Source organism: Prochlorococcus marinus str. MIT 9515 (assembly GCF_000015665.1).
GTDB lineage: Bacteria > Cyanobacteriota > Cyanobacteriia > PCC-6307 > Cyanobiaceae > Prochlorococcus_A > Prochlorococcus_A marinus_P.
Genome location: NC_008817.1, coordinates 324,344 through 343,953, shown reverse-complemented (window position 1 = coordinate 343,953; position 19,610 = coordinate 324,344). Strand labels below are relative to the sequence as shown.

General features: G+C 36.2%; 16 protein-coding genes, 3 tRNA genes and 3 rRNA genes. 13 read left to right on the top strand and 9 right to left on the bottom strand.

All coding sequences use genetic code 11. The features are described 5' to 3' along the window. The first annotated feature begins 373 nt into the window (after positions 1 to 373). Positions 374 to 508 carry a hypothetical protein gene (locus P9515_RS10025; protein WP_011819684.1) on the top strand — a complete coding sequence of 45 codons (135 nt, stop codon included), beginning with the start codon at positions 374 to 376 and terminating at the stop codon, positions 506 to 508. A gap of 472 nt (positions 509 to 980) precedes the next feature. Next, positions 981 to 1,235, top strand: coding sequence for a DUF3104 domain-containing protein (locus P9515_RS01850; RefSeq protein ID WP_011819683.1), 255 nt, complete (start codon positions 981 to 983; stop codon positions 1,233 to 1,235). Positions 1,236 to 1,332: 97 nt separating this feature from the next. Here P9515_RS01850 and P9515_RS01845 read toward each other — a convergent pair whose 3' ends face one another. Then, positions 1,333 to 2,223: a GNAT family N-acetyltransferase gene (locus P9515_RS01845; RefSeq protein WP_011819682.1), complete on the bottom strand. Its 891-nt coding sequence runs from the start codon at positions 2,221 to 2,223 to the stop codon at positions 1,333 to 1,335. A gap of 87 nt (positions 2,224 to 2,310) precedes the next feature. Then, a complete protein-coding gene (locus tag P9515_RS01840) occupies positions 2,311 to 2,802 on the bottom strand; it encodes a rhomboid family intramembrane serine protease (RefSeq protein WP_225867115.1) in 492 nt (163 codons plus the stop codon). A 215-nt stretch (positions 2,803 to 3,017) separates the two neighbouring features. On the opposite strand from P9515_RS01840, the gene P9515_RS01835 reads away from it, so the two are divergent. The 4 genes from P9515_RS01835 to P9515_RS01820 all read left to right on the top strand — a co-directional run bounded on the left by P9515_RS01835 (position 3,018) and on the right by P9515_RS01820 (position 6,419). Further along, positions 3,018 to 4,409: an aldehyde dehydrogenase family protein gene (locus P9515_RS01835; RefSeq protein ID WP_011819680.1), complete on the top strand. Its 1,392-nt coding sequence runs from the start codon at positions 3,018 to 3,020 to the stop codon at positions 4,407 to 4,409. Between the two features lie 72 nt (positions 4,410 to 4,481). Further along, positions 4,482 to 5,243, top strand: coding sequence for a LysM peptidoglycan-binding domain-containing protein (locus P9515_RS01830; RefSeq protein ID WP_011819679.1), 762 nt, complete (start codon positions 4,482 to 4,484; stop codon positions 5,241 to 5,243). An 80-nt stretch (positions 5,244 to 5,323) separates the two neighbouring features. Further along, positions 5,324 to 5,533 carry a photosystem I reaction center subunit IV gene (locus P9515_RS01825; RefSeq protein WP_011819678.1) on the top strand — a complete coding sequence of 70 codons (210 nt, stop codon included), beginning with the start codon at positions 5,324 to 5,326 and terminating at the stop codon, positions 5,531 to 5,533. Positions 5,534 to 5,537: 4 nt separating this feature from the next. Further along, complete coding sequence (locus tag P9515_RS01820; protein WP_011819677.1) at positions 5,538 to 6,419, top strand: DNA-formamidopyrimidine glycosylase; 882 nt, start codon at positions 5,538 to 5,540, stop codon at positions 6,417 to 6,419. 43 nt (positions 6,420 to 6,462) lie between these two features. Here P9515_RS01820 and rrf read toward each other — a convergent pair. The 5 genes from rrf to P9515_RS01795 all read right to left on the bottom strand — a co-directional run bounded on the left by rrf (position 6,463) and on the right by P9515_RS01795 (position 11,552). Then, positions 6,463 to 6,579, bottom strand: a 5S ribosomal RNA gene (rrf, locus tag P9515_RS01815). A gap of 65 nt (positions 6,580 to 6,644) precedes the next feature. Then, positions 6,645 to 9,520 (bottom strand): 23S ribosomal RNA (locus tag P9515_RS01810). A gap of 266 nt (positions 9,521 to 9,786) precedes the next feature. Further along, positions 9,787 to 9,859 (bottom strand) — tRNA-Ala (locus P9515_RS01805). Between the two features lie 12 nt (positions 9,860 to 9,871). Beyond that, positions 9,872 to 9,945 (bottom strand) — tRNA-Ile (locus P9515_RS01800). 122 nt (positions 9,946 to 10,067) lie between these two features. After that, a 16S ribosomal RNA gene (locus tag P9515_RS01795) occupies positions 10,068 to 11,552 on the bottom strand. Together the 16S, 23S and 5S rRNA genes with 2 tRNA genes alongside form the textbook arrangement of a ribosomal RNA operon. A gap of 611 nt (positions 11,553 to 12,163) precedes the next feature. On the opposite strand from P9515_RS01795, the gene P9515_RS01785 reads away from it, so the two are divergent. Next, positions 12,164 to 13,603 (top strand): glycoside hydrolase 100 family protein, encoded by a 1,440-nt coding sequence (locus P9515_RS01785; protein WP_011819676.1) that lies wholly within the window; start codon positions 12,164 to 12,166, stop codon positions 13,601 to 13,603. Positions 13,604 to 13,609: 6 nt separating this feature from the next. On the opposite strand, the gene petD is transcribed toward P9515_RS01785, so the two are convergent. Both petD and petB read right to left on the bottom strand, forming a co-directional pair. After that, complete coding sequence (petD, locus tag P9515_RS01780) at positions 13,610 to 14,092, bottom strand: cytochrome b6-f complex subunit IV (protein WP_011819675.1); 483 nt, start codon at positions 14,090 to 14,092, stop codon at positions 13,610 to 13,612. A gap of 43 nt (positions 14,093 to 14,135) precedes the next feature. After that, a complete protein-coding gene (gene petB, locus P9515_RS01775) occupies positions 14,136 to 14,792 on the bottom strand; it encodes a cytochrome b6 (protein WP_011819674.1) in 657 nt (218 codons plus the stop codon). Positions 14,793 to 14,861: 69 nt separating this feature from the next. Here petB and ctpZ point away from each other — a divergent pair, with 69 nt between their 5' ends. The 6 genes from ctpZ (at position 14,862) to P9515_RS01745 (ending at position 19,499) form a co-directional block, all read left to right on the top strand. Continuing rightward, positions 14,862 to 16,151, top strand: a complete 1,290-nt coding sequence (ctpZ, locus tag P9515_RS01770; protein WP_011819673.1) for a carboxyl-terminal processing protease CtpZ — start codon at positions 14,862 to 14,864, stop codon at positions 16,149 to 16,151. A 34-nt stretch (positions 16,152 to 16,185) separates the two neighbouring features. Then, positions 16,186 to 17,445, top strand: coding sequence for an HD domain-containing protein (locus P9515_RS01765; RefSeq protein ID WP_011819672.1), 1,260 nt, complete (start codon positions 16,186 to 16,188; stop codon positions 17,443 to 17,445). Beyond that, the gene (locus tag P9515_RS01760) at positions 17,445 to 18,113 is read left to right on the top strand and encodes a septum site-determining protein MinC (RefSeq protein ID WP_011819671.1); all 669 of its coding nucleotides are present in this window, start codon (positions 17,445 to 17,447) and stop codon (positions 18,111 to 18,113) included. The genes P9515_RS01765 and P9515_RS01760 overlap by 1 nt, the downstream gene beginning before the upstream one ends. A gap of 109 nt (positions 18,114 to 18,222) precedes the next feature. Then, positions 18,223 to 19,038 (top strand): septum site-determining protein MinD, encoded by an 816-nt coding sequence (gene minD, locus P9515_RS01755; protein ID WP_011819670.1) that lies wholly within the window; start codon positions 18,223 to 18,225, stop codon positions 19,036 to 19,038. A 3-nt stretch (positions 19,039 to 19,041) separates the two neighbouring features. After that, entirely contained in the window at positions 19,042 to 19,362 is a 321-nt protein-coding gene (gene minE / locus P9515_RS01750; RefSeq protein WP_041710549.1) for a cell division topological specificity factor MinE, read from the top strand. A gap of 65 nt (positions 19,363 to 19,427) precedes the next feature. Beyond that, positions 19,428 to 19,499, top strand: a tRNA-Thr gene (locus P9515_RS01745). Positions 19,500 to 19,610: the final 111 nt, after the last annotated feature.

Genomic DNA, 19,610 nt, shown 5'->3' with positions numbered 1-19,610 from the left:
TATGTTTATGGAATTTTCCACGAAAGAATTTTGAATTTATTTTTAATCTTATATTATTTAATTATTTATTTAACTAAATAAGATTTATATGAAATTAAAATGTAAGTAGTACCTATTGCCTTCTATATAAATTGATATGAAAATTAAATTAGCGTAGATAAAGCCATGCTTACAATCTCTGAAATTCTTCTTGCAAGTGCAATTTTTCTTGGAATAGTATATTGGGAGGTTCAATTTCTATACTCCAAAACAACTGCTGCTAAGTAATATCTGCGTAAATATAGATAAATAAAATTTAAATAAAATTTAAGAATTCAGCCAAACAAAAAAACCTTTAAATATGAGAGAATAAACACATTAATTTATTGGACTAATGAGCGAAGTTCAAACTCAAGAAAGAGATTCCACCCCACAACCACAACAGCAGCAAAAATCATACCAAGATCTTAATGGTTATGCCGCGGAAACAGAGCAATTATATTTAAAAATGAAAGAAGGTTGGCTTTAATTAATTACGATGTTTAATTAATACCTTTTTGCTCAAACTTTATGTAGTTGAGTGACTCATTTAAAATTATTTCTCTAGAAATATTTGCCTTTTTATAATTCATTCCTAATTTATACAAGATTCAATAAAACTTTCGAGAGAAAGTTAAATTTAAAAAAGTAAAGGATTAATTACTATTGGTAGGTCAGCTTTTTATTATTTACAAAACTAGTCTCCAACCATGATAATGTCCTTGATAAAATAAAAACTATTTGAATTTTTTAAAAATCAGTTAATTTAATTCTCAGTCAAAAATTTTTAATCTAATCATCATCTATACATACAAATATTTGTCATAGCTAAAAATTAATCCTAAATTCAAAAAGATTCCCCTTTTTTTATTTTTTCATGATTAAGAAGATAGCTATCCCCTCCAAGGCAAGACCAGAGGCATGAGTTCTGTAGTATATTTGTACTAACAAGTCTTTGCATTATGGTATCTTCCGAAGTTTATGAATTTCTTTTCGTCAACCCTGGTGATTATGTCATGGTTAGAAATGATAACACTCTAGAGAATGTCCAAAACGGCCAGAATAATTATTGGATTGGGCAAGTGATTAACTGTATAGGAGGAGCAAGAAATCCAAATTCATGGACCCTGTTTCAAGTCGCCGATATTGATAATGGAGAGATCAAAATAATCAACGCAGATACTGTAGAAAGAATATTAAAAAAAGCTGAGCATTAACCTTCCCAAAAGCGAATCAAGAAATAACTCTATAAAGTTTCTAGTTATGAAAAGATAAATAGAAATAAGAGAAAAATGTTCTGTATTGGAGAAATGACTAGCCTAGCTCTAAACAAGCAAGCCCATATACCTGGTTCATTGGACATGAAGGCTGAATGCCTTTATACATTCTATAAGTTTGTGAGATTTCTTTAAACCCCATACTAGATAAAAGGTAATTTGCATAAGGATTAAGACTTGAACAATCTAACAAGATTTGAGCCTCTAGATTCCTAACTAATTTTCTAATAAGTAATTCTGCTAAAGGAGGAGTATCAGCAAGAAGAGGTCCAATTCGCCATCCTTGATTATTATCTTGAAGAATGCAGGGTCTTATCCTTCCAAAGCCATGGCACATTCCATTATTATCAACAAGAGCGCTAACATTTCCAAAAGAATTCTTCAGCCAATCGTTCAAGAAATGTGGTCTAGGACTAGGTTCTCTCTGAGAGTCATATATCAAAACAGCTTCTGGCGAAATCTGATTACCTGGGACAACCTTAAAAGCATTATTTTCATCTTTATAAAATTTGCCATTTGGTAAATCTTGAATACCCTCTGATTTCCATCTATTTGTTATGGAGGATTTTTTAAACCCCCACTTTTGATAATCATCTAATCTGTTTGGAGCTGCTTCTAAACCAATACAATCAACATTTTTCAAATAATCTAATGCATGTTTCCATAATCTCACTCCATAACCCATATTACGGAATTCTTTTTTTACGATGAATAATCCTATAAATCCATATGAAGAATTATATTTAACACAAGCAATAGAACCTATGGGATCATTATCAAGGCATCCAACCCATATCCCTTTTTTATCGGTATTTTTATAAATTGATATGTCATCAAATCCAGGAGCAAATCCTTCTAGCTTAGCCCAATCAGTAACTTTCTGAATCTCATTATTAGATATTAATCTGATTGAAAAATTTTTATTCATTAGAAATATATTAGCTTAATAAAATAAGACTTTTAAGATTTTGAGGACGTTAATTGAATAAATGCTTAGTAATAATATATTTTGGCATCAAAAAATAAAAATTATGAAGCCACTCAATATTCCTGCGATATGTCCAGATAAGCTAATGCTTGGCAAAAAAGAATAAACAACCCCTAAAGATAAAAAAACAGTCGTTAACCTATAAATTTCATTATTCTTATTCAAACCAATAAAAATATTAAAAATGTATTGTTTCCCATAAAGAGAAGATAGCAATATGAAGGAAACTGTACCAAATATAATTCCACTAAAACCAACTAACGCTCGATTTCTTTCATAAAATAAAAAACTATCCATCATAAATAATAAAAAAGTCTGAATTGGTATTAATAAAATAATTAGATAAAGAAAAAGAAATATATTCTTCAATTTCAGATTTATAAAACAATATCTAACTACAATTATGCCAAATAAATTAGATAATAAATGATTAATATCTTTATGCACAAAACTATAACTTAATATCCGATAAGGTTGATTAATAATGTAACTCGACCAATAGGAAAGATCTGAGACCAAATAAAAGTGAGTTAAATTAACTACGATAAATAATAAAAAACATAAACAAGAAGGAATAATAAATTGTGCTTCTTTTTTTATATTTCTCAAAATAAAAAATGATTTAATAATATTATTATTAAACAACAAAAGAAACCCTTTTTTTATTTAAATAATTTATCGATATTTAATATTATCGATCTGATATATTAACAAATATATAAAATTTTTTCTAGATGAATATTTTAGATAAATCGTATAAATCAAATCTTAATGCATTAAAAAATAAAGTAATTACAGGTCAAACAGAAAGTATAAGTTGGAGGATCCAGCAGATCAGTAAGGTTGCCCAACTTTTAGATGAAAATAAAAAAGAAATCATTAAAGCTCTTTACCTTGATCTCGGGAAATCAGAAATTGAAGCTCTTTCAGAAATTCTCTTGATTGAAGAAGAAATTTCATTGACAAAGAAGAATCTTAAATCATGGATTCGACCTAAAAAGGTGAAAACTCCAATATATCTTTTTCCATCATTCTCAAAAGTAATCTACGAACCTCTTGGTTGCGTCCTTATATTAGGACCATATAATTATCCCTTGTTATATCTTTTAAAGCCTCTCGTAAATATTTTTTCTGCAGGAAATACTGCTGTAATAAAACCATCAGAAAAATGTTCCACTATATCTACACTAATCAAAAAATTAACTGATAAATATTTCCAAAAAGATACTTTATTAACAATTGAAGGAGATTATAAAGAGTCAATAAAACTGGTAGAACAAAATTTCGATCATATTTTTTTCACAGGAAGTACTGAAACGGGAAAATCTATTATGAAATCAGCATCAAGAAACTTAACTCCCTTAACACTTGAACTTAGTGGAACAAATCCAGTAATTATTTTCAAAAATGCAAATTTAGAAATTGCAGCAAAAAGAATTGTATGGGGTAAATTTTTCAATTCAGGGCAATCATGTATGGCCCCCAATCATATATTTGTGGAAAAAGAAATTGAAACACAATTAGTTGAGGAGTTAAAGAAATTTATCACTATTTTTTATGGCGAAAATCCATTAATCTCGAAAAACTTATCAAAATTACAAAAAAATCAATTTTCCAAAACTTCAGAACTTCTCAAGAGATTTAAAAAAGAGAAACTTATTTTATTCGGAGGAACCTCTAGCAAAAAAAGAATGAAAATATCACCCACAATTTTAAAAGTAAAATTACAAGATAAAAATATTTTTCAAAAAGAATTATTTAGTTCCCTTCTTCCAGTTATTGGGATTGAAACTAAGGAATCGGCATTAAAAAAAATTAATCAAGCTTCAAAACCTTTAGCAATATATATTTTTGGAGGAAATAAAAAAATTCATGATCATATTTCAAAAGTTACAAGTTCTGGGACCGTTTGTATTAACGATGTTATGTTGCCGGTACTGATTCCAAATTTGCCATTTGGAGGAGTGGGAAAAAGTGGAATGGGTAAATTTCATGGAGAGGAGGGATTTAAGAATTTTTCAAATCAAAAATCCATTACTTATAAAGGCTTTTTATTTGATCTAGATTTGAGATATCCCCCTTATGAGAATGTGATGAAAATTATAAAATTTATTTTCAAGATTTGAATTAATTAATTTGGTTTCAAAAGTCTAGCGGTTTTAAATACACACATTATCTTTAAGAAAATAGATAAATTAATGAAATCAACATTTATTTTATTTGCCTGCATTATTAATTTTTTCAATCCTAATTTCATAAAGGCTGAAGAAATAATAGATTCATCAAATAATCAAATAGAAAATGCTACGAATGCAGAATCAACTAAAACTGAAATATCAGACTTTAACAAAATTCATATTGTCCAAGTGGGCGATACTATTACTAGCATCTCAAAGTTTTATTCATTAAAAAAAGATTTAATTATTAAATTAAATAATTTAAAAGATGAAAATTATATATATGTAGGGCAAAATTTAAAAATTTCTGATCCTAGTCAGGAAATTAAACATAATGATGGTTTAGACAATAGTTATCATATTGTCCAAGAAGGGGAGAGTCTTACAGAAATCTCTGCTAAATATGGTTTAAACTTTAAAGACCTAATTGAAATTAATAATCTCAAAAATCCAGATTCATTACAGGTTAGTTCAAAATTATTTTTAAGAAAAAAGAATATTATTAGTAAGAAAGTTAAAGCTTCTTACAAAGAAGAAGAGATTGATCAATTGATAAGTAAAAAGAAAAAAAACTATGGACCTATAACAACTCAACAAAATGAATTAGAAGAACTAAATGGTAGAAAAATTTTGAACGCTCTAAATCAAAATAATAAAAAGGTAATTATCTCCATTAAGTGTGAAACAAAAGATTTAGACGTAAGAATTCCTGGAAGAAAATGGAGAGGATGGATACCTGCTAAAGAAGAATTTGAAAAAAATTTAATAAATGATTTCTGCTAATCGTTTTGATTAATATGTGTGAATAATTTTTCATTGGATATACCTTTTGAGGTATTGTCTTATTAGTGAAATTCAAATTTATGACAATTGCAAGAGGGGATTTTGTTCGTATTAAAAGAAAGGAATCTTACTGGTATAACGATACAGGGAAGGTGGCTTCTATAGATAAATCAGGGATTAAGTATAATGTGACTGTTAAATTTGATAGAGTTAATTTCTATGGAATAAGTGGAACTGACGGTGGAAACGTGACAAATAACTTTGCTGAAGTTGAATTAGAAAAAATTTAAAAATTTGCCTGAGTTACCTGAAGTTGAAACTGTTAGAAAAGGTTTAGAGCAAAAACTTAAGAATTTTATTATCAAAAGAGTTGAAATCTGTAGAGAATCAACTGTTGCTTATCCCATCGATAAACAAGACTTTGTAAAAGGTCTTCAGAACTCACTTATAAATAAGTGGGATAGAAGAGGAAAATATTTGATCGCGAAACTAAAGAAAGCTGATAGAAATCACACATATATCGAAAATGAAATGTCATTAAAAAACAATGGTAGCCTTGTGGTTCACCTAAGAATGACTGGTTACTTTACGTTTAATAAAAATCCTACTAGCCCTTGCAAACATACAAGAATAAGGCTTTTTGATAACAACAATAATGAACTCAGATATATTGATGTAAGAAGTTTTGGACAAATGTGGTGGGTTAGAGAGGGATTATCACCAAAAAATATTATTAAAGGATTAGGAGCATTAGGACCTGAGCCATTTTCTGAAAAATTTAATATCAGTTATCTTACAAAAATAATTTTAAACAAAACAAGATCCATAAAATCTATTTTATTAGATCAAACAATCGTAGCTGGAATTGGAAACATATATGCAGATGAAAGTCTTTATTCCGCTGGGATATCCCCTTTTAGAGAGGCTAGAACAATTGAAAAACATGAACTAATAAAACTTAGGATAGCAATAATCGAAGTTTTAAAAAAAAGTATTGGTGCAGGCGGAACAACTTTTAGCGACTTTAGAGACTTAGAAGGAGAAAATGGTAATTTTGGATTACAAACTAATGTCTATAGAAGAACTGGTAAGAAGTGTCATGCATGCAAAAATTTGATTGAAAGACAAAAAATTTCAGGAAGAAGTACACATTGGTGTCGTAAATGTCAGAAATAAAAAAGGGCTTACTTTAAAAAAGTAAACCCTTTAAAATATTTTTACCTGGCATTGAGCTATTTTCTCAAGGGGCTACCCCCTAAATATTTTCGCCGCTGATGCGTTTCACAACCGAGTTCGAGATGGATCGGAGTGGTTCCACATCGCCATGAACACCAGGATAGTATGAACCTTGAGAACTGCATAGAAAATTATATAAATCAAAGACAATAAATTAAGTTTATTTTGGTCAAGCCCTCGGTCTATTAGTACTCCTCCGCTGCACTTGTTACCAAGCTTCCACGTAGAGCCTATCAACGGGTGTTCTTCCCGTGACCTTACTGGCTTAAGCCATGGCAATACTCATCTTGAGGTGGGCTTCCCACTTAGATGCTTTCAGCGGTTATCCACTCCGCACATGGCTACCCAGCGTTTACCGTTGGCACGATAACTGGCACACCAGAGGTGCGTTCCTCCCGGTCCTCTCGTACTAGGGAGAAATCCTCTCAATATTCCTGCGCATACACCGGATATGGACCGAACTGTCTCACGACGTTCTGAACCCAGCTCGCGTACCGCTTTAATGGGCGAACAGCCCAACCCTTGGGACCGACTTCAGCCCCAGGTTGCGATGAGCCGACATCGAGGTGCCAAACCTCCCCGTCGATGTGAACTCTTGGGGGAGATCAGCCTGTTATCCCTAGAGTAACTTTTATCCGTTGAGCGACGGCCCTTCCACGCAGAACCGTCGGATCACTAAAACCGACTTTCGTCCCTGTTCGACTTGTAGGTCTCACAGTCAAGCTCCCTTCTGCTTTTGCACTCAACGACTGATTTCCAACCAGCCTGAGGGAACCTTTGTGCGCCTCCGTTACCTTTTAGGAGGCGACCGCCCCAGTCAAACTGCCCATCAGATACTGTCCGCTTCCCGGATAACGGGTAAGCGTTAGAACCCTAGCTCTAATAGAGTGGTATCTCACCGATGACTCAATAATGCCCACAAGCACTATTTCAATGTCTCCCACCTATTCTGCGCAATTAGAGCCCGAGCACAATATCAAACTACAGTAAAGCTTCATAGGGTCTTTCTGTCCGGGTGTATGTAGTCCGCATCTTCACAGACAATTCTATTTCGCCGAGCCTCTCTCCGAGACAGCGCGCAAATCGTTACACCTTTCGTGCGGGTCGGAACTTACCCGACAAGGAATTTCGCTACCTTAGGACCGTTATAGTTACGGCCGCCGTTCACCGGGGCTTCAGTCGCCAGCTTTGCTAAAAGCTAACCAGCTTCCTTAACCTTCCGGCACTGGGCAGGTGTCAGCCCCCATACATCGTCTTGCGACTTAGCGGAGACCTGTGTTTTTGGTAAACAGTCGCTTGCGCCTCTTCACTGCGACCAGCTCTCGCTGGCACCCCTTCTCCCGAAGTTACGGGGCCATTTTGCCGAGTTCCTTAGAGAGAGTTATCTCGCGCCCCTCGGTATTCTCTACCACCCCACCTGTGTCGGTTTCGGGTACTGGCATTTATGTCTTAACGGGTATAGGGCTTTTCTTGGAAGCATGACATCACCAACTTCGCTGCCGTAGCAGCTCGTACTCACGCCTCAGCTCAAGATGTTTTCTCCATCTCTCAAAGCCTTGAACGCTTGAACCAGTAACCAACATCTGGCCTGGCTAGCCTTCTCCGTCCCCCTTCCCAAAACATAACTGGTACAGGAATATTGACCTGTTATCCATCGACTACGCCTTTCGGCCTCGCCTTAGGTCCAGACTAACCCTCCGCGGACGAGCCTGCCGGAGGAACCCTTAGGGTTTCGGGGCATGGGATTCTCACCCATGTTTTCGCTACTCAAGCCGACATTCTCACTTCTATGCCGTCCACGTCCGCTTACGCTAACGCTTCACCCAACATAGAACGCTCCCCTACCATAAATAAATTTATCCGCAGCTTCGGTATAACGCTTAGCCCCATTCATTTTCGGCGCAGGATCGCTCGACCAGTGAGCTATTACGCACTCCTTTGAGGATGGCTGCTTCTAGGCAAACCTCCTGGTTGTCTGGGCAATCCCACCTCCTTTATCACTTAGCGTTAATTTTGGGACCTTAGCTGGCGGTCTGGGCTGTTTCCCTCTTGACTATGGAGCTTATCCCCCACAGTCTGACTGCCTAGTTACACACAGGGTATTCAGAGTTCATATCGATTTGGTACCGCTTTCGCAGCCCGCACCGAAATGGTTGCTTTACCCCCCTGCTGGAGCACTAGACGCTACGCCTCAACGTATTTCGGGGAGAACCAGCTAGCTCCTGGTTCGATTGGCATTTCACCCCTAACCACAGCTCATCCGCTGAATTTTCAACTTCAGTCGGTTCGGACCTCCACTTGGTATCACCCAAGCTTCATCCTGGCCATGGTTAGATCACCAGGGTTCGGGTCTATAAACACTGACAAACGCCCTATTAAGACTCGCTTTCGCTGTGGCTCCACCATTTCCGGTTTAACCCGCCAGTGCCTATAAGTCGCCGGCTCATTCTTCAACAGGCACACGGTCACCCGATTAGTCGGGCTCCCATTGCTTGTAAGCTCACGGTTTCATGTTCTATTTCACTCCCCTCCCGGGGTTCTTTTCACCTTTCCCTCGCGGTACTGTTTCACTATCGGTCACACAGTAGTACTTAGCCTTACGAGGTGGTCCTCGCAGATTCACACGGAATTCCACGTGCTCCGTGCTACTCGGGATACAGCTAGGTCAACTCTTCTTTCGATTACGGGGCTTTCACCCTCTGTGGCACGCCATTCAAACGTTTCTTCTAGATTTGTTGATCCATATTGCTGTCCCACAACCCCGATAGTCAAGACTATCGGTTTGGGCTATTCCCCGTTCGCTCGCCGCTACTGAGGGAGTCGTTATTTACTTTCTCTTCCTCCAGCTACTAAGATGTTTCAGTTCGCTGGGTTAGCTCGCACCAACCTATATATTCAGTTGGTCGTTCAAGGGGTTGCCCCATTCGGAAATTCCCGGATCAAAGTGTGCTTCCAACTCCCCGAGACTTATCGCAGGTAACCACGTCCTTCATCGCCTCTGTGTGCCTAGGTATCCTCCGTGAGCCCTTTGTAGCTTGACCAATAACTTCAATAATTGAAGCATCAGCTTAATAGAATTGCTATTTGATGCATTCGCACAAATAATAAATCTGCATCATTAAAGATGCTTATTGTCTTCAAAAATAATCTATGCAGTTGTCAAGGTTCTCTGAAAACAATGAATAATAATTCAATGAGTCCAGCATCTTATTTAATTAAAGAAATAGGAAGCTAGATTCGCTCAGAGCTATAGGACACGACTCAAAACAATTTCCCTCTTTATTTATATGTAAGAGGTGGTATTCAGTGGAGGTAAGCGGACTCGAACCGCTGACATCCTGCTTGCAAAGCAGGCGCTCTACCAACTGAGCTATACCCCCAACATAGAGATATGGGCCATCCTGGACTTGAACCAGGGACCTCACCCTTATCAGGGGTGCGCTCTAACCACCTGAGCTAATGGCCCAGGAAAAAGTGATGGGTGTGACCTAGAAAAAACTTAGAAACTGAAATTCTTAATATTAAGAACCTGAGATACCGATCGACCTAAGGTGACAAAATTAATATTTACATTTTGTTGTCTCCCTGTTAGGAGGTGATCCAGCCGCACCTTCCGGTACGGCTACCTTGTTACGACTTCACCCCAGTCATTAGCCCCACCTTCGGCGTCCTCCTCCACAAGGGTTGGAGTAACGACTTCGGGCATGGCCAACTTCCATGGTGTGACGGGCGGTGTGTACAAGGCCCGGGAACGTATTCACCGCAGTATGCTGACCTGCGATTACTAGCGATTCCTACTTCACGTAGGCGAGTTGCAGCCTACGATCTGAACTGAGCCACGGTTTATGGGATTTGCTAGCTCTCGCGAGTTTGCTGCCCTTTGTCCGTAGCATTGTAGTACGTGTGTAGCCCAGGGTGTAAGGGGCATGATGACTTGACGTCATCCACACCTTCCTCCGGTTTATCACCGGCGGTCTTTCTAGAGTGCCCAACTAAATGCTGGCAACTAAAAACGTGGGTTGCGCTCGTTGCGGGACTTAACCCAACATCTCACGACACGAGCTGACGACAGCCATGCACCACCTGTCACTGAATTCCCGAAGGCACCCTCAAATTTCTAAGAGGTTCTCAGGATGTCAAACCCTGGTAAGGTTCTTCGCGTTGCATCGAATTAAACCACATACTCCACCGCTTGTGCGGGCCCCCGTCAATTCCTTTGAGTTTCACACTTGCGTGCGTACTCCCCAGGCGGAACACTTAACGCGTTAGCTACGACACCGAAGGGGTCGATTCCCCCGACACCTAGTGTTCATCGTTTACGGCCAGGACTACAGGGGTATCTAATCCCTTTCGCTCCCCTGGCTTTCGTCCATGAGCGTCAGTAATGGCCCAGCAGAGCGCCTTCGCCACTGGTGTTCTTCCCGATATCTACGCATTTCACCGCTACACCGGGAATTCCCTCTGCCCCTACCATACTCAAGCCGATCAGTTTCCACTGCCATGATGGAGTTAAGCTCCACGCTTTAACAGCAGACTTGAAAGGCCGCCTGCGGACGCTTTACGCCCAATAATTCCGGATAACGCTTGCCACTCCCGTATTACCGCGGCTGCTGGCACGGAATTAGCCGTGGCTTATTCCTCAAGTACCGTCATATCTTCTTCCTTGAGAAAAGAGGTTTACAGCCCAGAGGCCTTCGTCCCTCACGCGGCGTTGCTCCGTCAGGCTTTCGCCCATTGCGGAAAATTCCCCACTGCTGCCTCCCGTAGGAGTCTGGGCCGTGTCTCAGTCCCAGTGTGGCTGATCATCCTCTCAGACCAGCTACTGATCGAAGCCTTGGTGAGCCATTACCTCACCAACAAGCTAATCAGACGCGAGCTCATCCTCAGGCGAAATTCATTTCACCTATCGGCATATGGGGTATTAGCGGTCGTTTCCAACCGTTATCCCCCTCCTGAGGGCAGATTCTCACGCGTTACTCACCCGTCCGCCACTAACCCGAAGGTTCGTTCGACTTGCATGTGTTAAGCACGCCGCCAGCGTTCATCCTGAGCCAGGATCAAACTCTCCGTTGTGTTCAAATCCTTTTGTAGAAAAAAATCTACTCAATATGAATTGCGTTGCCCAAATAAAAATAAGAAAGACTTAAATTATTTAGGTTCAGCCTCCTTAAAAATTAAGGATTACTTTGAGTGCACATTAAAAATATTTCAAAGTGACTTTCCAAGATCTCAGATCCGTTGGTTTTCAAAAAACTATAAGTTAGCAATTGAAAACAATTTATATATTCTTGACGGGACCTCACACTTTTATTGCAAATACATCTCAAAATTATCAAAACAAAATTTGATAAAGTCTTGACGCAATAAAAGCATCAGTTCCTAAGTTTTAAGTTTTCTAGGTGCAGAGTTAAACAACAAGTGTGTAACCCATTGGAAGGGAAAACCCTTCTTCTGGCTGGAAATTATGATCGAAATCTAGTTTCCAAAAAATTCATTAATTTACCGAAAATTAGATTTAAGGTAATTGCGTGAATAATGCAAAAAGAAATATTTTTGCCCAGAAGAAAATACTAAACCATCCGACTGTAATTGTGCAACCTTTTATACAAAATTTTTTATTAATTTTTATTTTCGTTCAAAGTCTATTTAAAGAACTAGTCTTATATCAAAGGGATTTAAATGAAATGGCAGAAAGATTCAGTCAAAAAAATTTAAGAGTTCGTCCAAGTTCAGATGAAGACAAAATTGTAACAAATGCAAAAGAACACTTTGAAAAGACCTTAATTAAGATATCAGGGGAGCTGGTCGGCAGTGTTGCCGCATTAGAACATCCTTCCAAAAACCTCAAATTAAATTATGGAGAAATATTTCTAAGAGATAATGTTCCAGTAATGATTTATCTCATCACACAAAAAAGGTACGACATTGTTAGAAAGTTCCTAAGTGTATGCCTTGAACTACAAAGCACTAGTTATCAAACACGTGGAGTATTTCCTACAAGTTTTGTTGAAGAGAAAGGAAAATTAATTGGAGACTATGGTCAGAGATCAATAGGGAGAATCACCTCTGCTGATGCAAGTTTATGGTGGCCTATATTATGTTGGTATTATGTCAATAAAAGTGGTGATTATTCATTCGGCAAAAGCCAAAGCGTGCAGAGAGGAATACAACTTTTACTAGATTTAGTTTTACATCCAACATTTGAGGGGACACCTGTTCTTTTCGTACCCGATTGTGCATTCATGATTGATAGACCAATGGATGTATGGGGGGCTCCTTTGGAAGTAGAGGTATTACTTCATGGATGTTTGAAAAGCTGTATTAACCTTATGGAATTAAGTCGTGAAGATCACGTTAGTAGGTTATTAGATCAAAGACTAATTCTTACTAGTCAATGGGTTGAAGATCTAAGAAGTTTTCTTTTAAAACATTACTGGGTTACAAGCCAAACGATGCAAATCCTAAGAAGAAGGCCTACAGAACAATATGGAGAGGACCAACACTTCAATGAATTTAATGTTCAGCCTCAAGTGGTGCCATCATGGCTTCAAGAGTGGTTGGAGAACAGAGGTGGGTATTTGATAGGGAACATTAGGACAGGTAGACCCGATTTTAGATTTTATAGCTTAGGAAACTCTTTAGCATGTATGTTCGGAGTGTTACCTTCTTCAGAACAAAGAGCACTTTTTAGACTAGTACTTCACAACAGGCAACATCTAATAGCACAAATGCCAATGAGGATATGTCATCCTCATATGGATGTAGAAGAATGGCAGAATAAAACGGGATCAGATCCTAAAAATTGGCCTTGGAGCTACCACAATGGAGGGCATTGGCCAAGTTTACTTTGGTTTTTCGGGACTTCGGTTCTTTTACATCAAAAAAGATTTCCTACTGAAGATGTGATTTTAATGGAAGAGATGAGATCCTTAATTGAAGAATCTTATTGGTGTCAACTAAATCAATTACCAAAACAAGAGTGGGCAGAATATTTTGATGGGCCTACTGGTACATGGGTTGGACAGCAATCAAGAACTTATCAAACATGGACAATAGTTGGTTTTTTATTAATGCATCATTTCCTAAGAGAAGAGAATAATGATTTGGATATGTTTGACCTCTAAATGACCTTAAAATAATCCTAAAGTTAGAGACTTATCAATTGGTAAGCAAGCACCTATTCCAAGGTAAATAGTTAAAAAAGTTCCAAAAAGAAAAACCACCATCGCTACTGGTCTTCTAAAAGGATTAGAGAATTTGTTTACATTTTCTATAAAAGGCAAGATCATTAATCCAAGAGGAATTAATGTTTGAAGAGCTATTCCAAGTAACTTATTTGGAACTACCCTAAGTATTTGAAACACAGGATAAAGATACCATTCAGGAAGTATTTCTAAAGGAGTGGCAAATGGATTAGCCTTATCTCCCAACATGGCCGGATCTAGAACAGCCAGCCCCACAACACAAGCTATTGTTCCCAGTATTACAACAGGGAAAATGTATAAAAGATCGTTTGGCCAAGCTGGTTCACCGTAATAATTGTGACCCATACCTTTAGCTAATTTAGCTCTTAATTTCGGATCTGATAAATCGGGTTTTTTTAGAGTAGACATATAAAACTATACTTAAAATTTAAATTATTAGAATTATAAGGGGTTATAGCGGACCTGAAATACCTTGTTTACGAATCATAAGAAAATGCATAAGCATAAATACTGCTAAGGACCAAGGAAGAACGAAAGTATGGAGACTATAAAATCTTGTAAGAGTTGATTGCCCTACACTTTCTCCTCCACGAAGAAGTTCAACCATGAAATCACCAATAATTGGAATCGCTGCAGGCACACCTGAAACAATCTTAACCGCCCAGTATCCAACTTGATCCCATGGAAGTGAATAACCTGTGACTCCAAAAGCAACTGTTATAACTGCCATGACAACACCTGTTACCCAAGTTAATTCTCTTGGTCTTTTAAATCCACCGGTAAGGTAAACCCTAAAAACATGTAAAATTAACATCAAAACCATCATAGATGCACTCCATCTATGAACAGATCTTATTAACCAACCAAAACTTACATCAGTCATTAAGTAGCTTACAGAGTTATAAGCTTGGGTAACAGTTGGCTTATAGTAAAAAGTCATTGCAAAACCTGTTGCAAATTGAATTAGGAAGCATACTAAAGTTATGCCTCCTAAACAGTAAAAAATATTTACGTGAGGGGGTACGTACTTGGAAGTTACGTCGTCGGTTATGTCTTGAATTTCAAGTCTCTCTTGAAACCAGTCGTAAACAGATGAGGAATTCGACATCCAAAAAAAAAAGCTTTGATATAAAGAGCTTACTTAAAATTCACTTACTTGGTGTTAACACTTAACCCAATGAATTCATCATTTAACAAATTTTTAATATTCAAAAGATGGATCATTATTATTATGATCTGCATTTTTTCTACCAATTTTTTGCATATCCAAAGCGTTAATGCGCTTAGTGATAGCAGGCAATTTGTACTAGACGCATGGACTCTAATAAATGAAGGATATTATGATCCAGAAAGGCTCGATGAAATCCAATGGAAGAGAATTAGACAAAAAACATTACAGAAACAAATTGAAACAAGTGATGAGGCTTATTCCGCAATTGAAGATATGTTGAAGCCACTTGAAGATCCTTTCACAAGGATATTAAGGCCAAAAGATTATGAACTTCTAAAAACAAGTAATTTTGGGAGCGAAATTAATGGAGTAGGTCTTCAATTAGGAAAAGATGAGATGACTAAAAAAATCAAAGTTATTTCAACATTGGCAGGTTCCCCTGCCGAAGAAGCAGGCATAATTAGTGGTGATGTAATTGATAAGGTTGATGGAATATCTTCATCTGAATTAGGCCTTGCAAATACTGCTTCAAAGCTCAGAGGAGAATCCGGAACAAAAGTTCTTGTCCAAATAACATCCATGTCTGATGAAATTAAAGAGATTGATTTAGAAAGAAGATCTGTTGACCTTAGACCAGTAAGGACAAAAAGATTAAGAGATGATTCTCACACTATTGGTTACCTAAGAATAACTCAATTTAGTGAGAGTGTTCCAAAAAAAATTGAAGAGGCTTTAGAGGAATTAAAAGATAAAGAAGTTGAAGGGATAATTCTTGATTTAAGAAATAACTCTGGTGGGCTAGTAAGTTCTGGTATTGCAGTGGCAGATTCATTTTTAAGCGAGCAGCCTATCGTAGAAACAAAAGACAGGAATGGAATTAAGGATGCAATAATCTCTCAAAAAAAGACTTATTTTGATGGTCCAATGGTAACTTTAGTAAATAAAGGGACCGCAAGCGCAAGTGAAATTCTTGCCGGATCCCTTCAAGATAACGAGAGATCAACTTTAATTGGTGAACAAACCTATGGGAAAGGACTTATCCAGTCTCTTAAAAGTTTAGGAGATGATAGTGGTATAGCTATTACAGTTGCCAGTTATTTAACACCGAAAGGAAATAATATCCAAGGTACGGGCATAACTCCAGATAAACTTTTAGATCTTCCAGAGGCTAGGGAATATGGCAATTCTGAAGATAAATGGGTTAAAAACGCCGAAATATACCTAAACTCTTTGTTTGATAAAAATGAAGTCGAAGAAACTGTGAATCAATTAGAAAAAAAAGATCCTGAACATTAAAAAATATTTTTTATGTAAAGATCATTTAATAGTTATGAATAAAAAAAGAATTTTCCATGATCCAATACATAAAGAAATAATTATTGATTCCGATAAACCCGAGGAATTAATGATAATGCAGCTTATTGATACGCTAGCATTTCAGAGATTGAGAAGGATCAAACAATTAGGTGCCGCCTCTCTTCTTTTCCATGGGGCAGAATCCAGTAGATTTACACACTCAATTGGTGTATTTTGCGTTGCTAGAAAAATTTATAGGAGACTACTTGAGACAAAACCTGAATTTAGTAAAAGTAAATTTATACTTTTCGGAGCTGCTCTTCTCCATGATTTAGGTCATGGCCCTTTAAGTCATACTAGTGAGGTTATATTTCCTCATAACCATGAGTACTGGTCTAAAAATTTAGTTGAAAATTATTCACCAATAACCTCAATTCTTAAAAATTTTGGAGACGAATTACCCAAACAAATTGGAGACTTATTTACGACTCAAAATCTATTTTCTAATCCTTTAAAAACTTTAATTAGTAGCGAAATTGATTGTGATCGTCTTGATTATTTATTACGCGATAGTTACAACACTGGAACAAAATATGGATTAGTTGATTTGGAGAGAATTATTTCAGCTCTCACTTTTTCTCCTGACGGAAATATCGCCATCAAGCCAAAAGGGGTTATAGCTATTGAACATTTTTTAGTTCTACGAAACATAATGTATAGAACTATTTATAACCATAGAATTAACGAAATTTCAACTTGGATTTTAGAAAAAATTATTTATTCGATAAAAAATAATTCCAGAAAAAAAAGCATCTGGATAGATGAAATAATGTACAAGTGGATATTTACTCCAAAAGATCTTGAAATAAGAGAATTCCTTGCTAATGACGATATAGTTTTTTATTTTCATTTAATGAAATGGAAAGATAAATCTTTTGAACCTTTAGAAACTCTTTGTAAAATGTTTATCGATAGAAATTTACTAAAAGCATCCAATATAAGTTTCCTCTCTAAATTAAAAAGAATGGAAGTCTTAGCTTTCGCTAGGAAGAAATGCAAATTAAATAATTACGACTCAGAGATATTTTGTGGAATCAAAGAAAGATCTTTTAAAGGTTTTGAATCTAATAACTCTCTTAAGATATGGGATGGGACCTATCAAAACTTATTAGAAAATCACTCAGCATTAATAAAAACATTGATGACATCAAATAATAGTTCTCTTATTATTTATCCAGGGGAGTTCAGAAGAGAGATTGAAAATCAAATAGCAATATTAAGAGATGATCCATAATGAAATTAATTTTGAGAAACTCCAATAACGATTTTATAAAATCAATATCTTTCGCTAAATTTGAGGCTTATCAAAATTTCATATCGGAGTTAAGTAGCATCAAAGAACCAGTCGAAGCGCATCTTTTTACAGCAAATGAAAGAATTACTTCTAATGAATTAGCAAAACTGAAATTCCACCTAAAACAACTAAATATCAAGTTTTCAGATATATATTCAAATAATAGAGAAACAGTCTTGAGTGGAAAGTCTTTAAAAATCAACTCAAGCTTATTAAATAATAAAAAAAATATAAATAAATCATTTCTGGATAACCAGTCTCAAAAAAAAGATATTCTTCACAAAGGTACAATTAGATCAGGGGACAGAATATCTTCAAATGGTGATCTTTTTATTATGGGAGATGTCAACCCTGGAGCTATAGTTTCAGCAAATAATAACGTTTATGTCTGGGGAAAATTATTAGGTACCGCTTTCGCTGGCGAAAATGGTAATAAAAACGCCTCAATTGCCTCACTTTGGCTAAACCCTATTCAATTAAGGATTTGTGAAATTATAGCCATAGGGCCAAAAGAGAAACCAAAGCATCAATATCCTGAAATTGCAATTTTGGAAGCCAAAAAAATAATCATTAAGCCTTATGAGCCAATAAGAGACTGTAATAAATAAATATTTTGAAATAAACTAATAAAAAAAAATAAATTTAAGAATTACTTAACTTTTCTAAAATTTAACCTTTAAAATCTAGCTTATTATTTGTAGAATTATTCATTAATTTGTGCCGGAAAATAGTCGCACCATTTTAGTTTGTTCAGGTAAGGGTGGGGTAGGTAAAACCACACTGACAGCAAACCTAGGCATTGCTCTAGCAAATAGTGGTGCAACAACAGCTGTTCTAGATGCTGATTTTGGATTGAGGAATTTAGACCTTCTTTTAGGTTTAGAAAATCGTATTATTTATACTGCTCAAGATGTTCTCGACAAAAATTGTCGCCTTGACCAAGCCTTAGTTAGACATAAAAAGGAGCCTAATTTAGCTTTATTACCAGCTGGTGATCCTAGAATGCTTGATTGGATGAAACCTGAAGATATGAAACAAATCAGTAAATTACTGAGTGAAAAGTTTGATTATGTTCTAGTAGATTGTCCTGCCGGAGTTGAAGATGGTTTTAAAAATGCTCTGTCAGCCTGTAAAGAAGCAATAGTAGTAACGAATCCTGAATTATCAGCTGTTCGAGATGCAGATAGAGTTATAGGAATTTTAAATACTTCCGACATAAAGCCAATACAGTTAGTAATTAATAGAGTCCGTCCTAATATGATGGCTAATCAAGAAATGCTATCAATAGAAGATGTTCAGAGTATCCTTTCTTTGCCCTTACTTGGTATTGTTTTAGAGGATGAGCAAGTAATAATAAGTACAAATAGAGGGGAGCCTCTGACACTATCTGATAATAAATCTCCAGCTAAAAAATGCTATTTAAATGTATCTCAAAGGCTAACGGGAAAAGATATTCCTATTATCGATCCAAAAAATGAAGGACAAAGCATAAAAGATAAATTCATGAGATTAATGCAAACAAAGATTTTTTAAAAAATTATGACTCTTAGAGACCTTATAAACAAATTGCTAGGCAGAGAAACGTCCAGTGCCAATACAGCAAGGGAAAGATTGCAACTAGTTTTAGCTCATGACAGAGTTGATATGAGCTCATTGACCACTGATCTATTGGATAAGATGAGAAAAGAAATCCTTGATGTAGTTGCTAAATATGTTGAAATTGATTTTGAAGAGGTTGCTGTCAGTCTAGAAACAGAGGATAGAATGACTGCATTGGTTGCTAATCTTCCTATAAAAAGAACTCTCACTGGAGAAATAGAATTCAAAAAAAATCACGATAACCCAAAAAAGAAATAAAATTTCCAAAATCAAAATTAATAAATTATCAATTTACACCTAACTGTATGTAAAATAAAATTTATGCCGGCTTAGCTCAGCGGTAGAGCAGCGCTTTTGTAAAGCGAAGGTCATCAGTTCAAATCTGTTAGCCGGCATTCATATAGTTACAAATCTACTCACTCTTTTTTTGTTGAAAATAGAAAAATAAAACCTAATAAAATAAAAAATGTTAAAAACCTCAGCTCAATTAGATTAGTTAACAATCT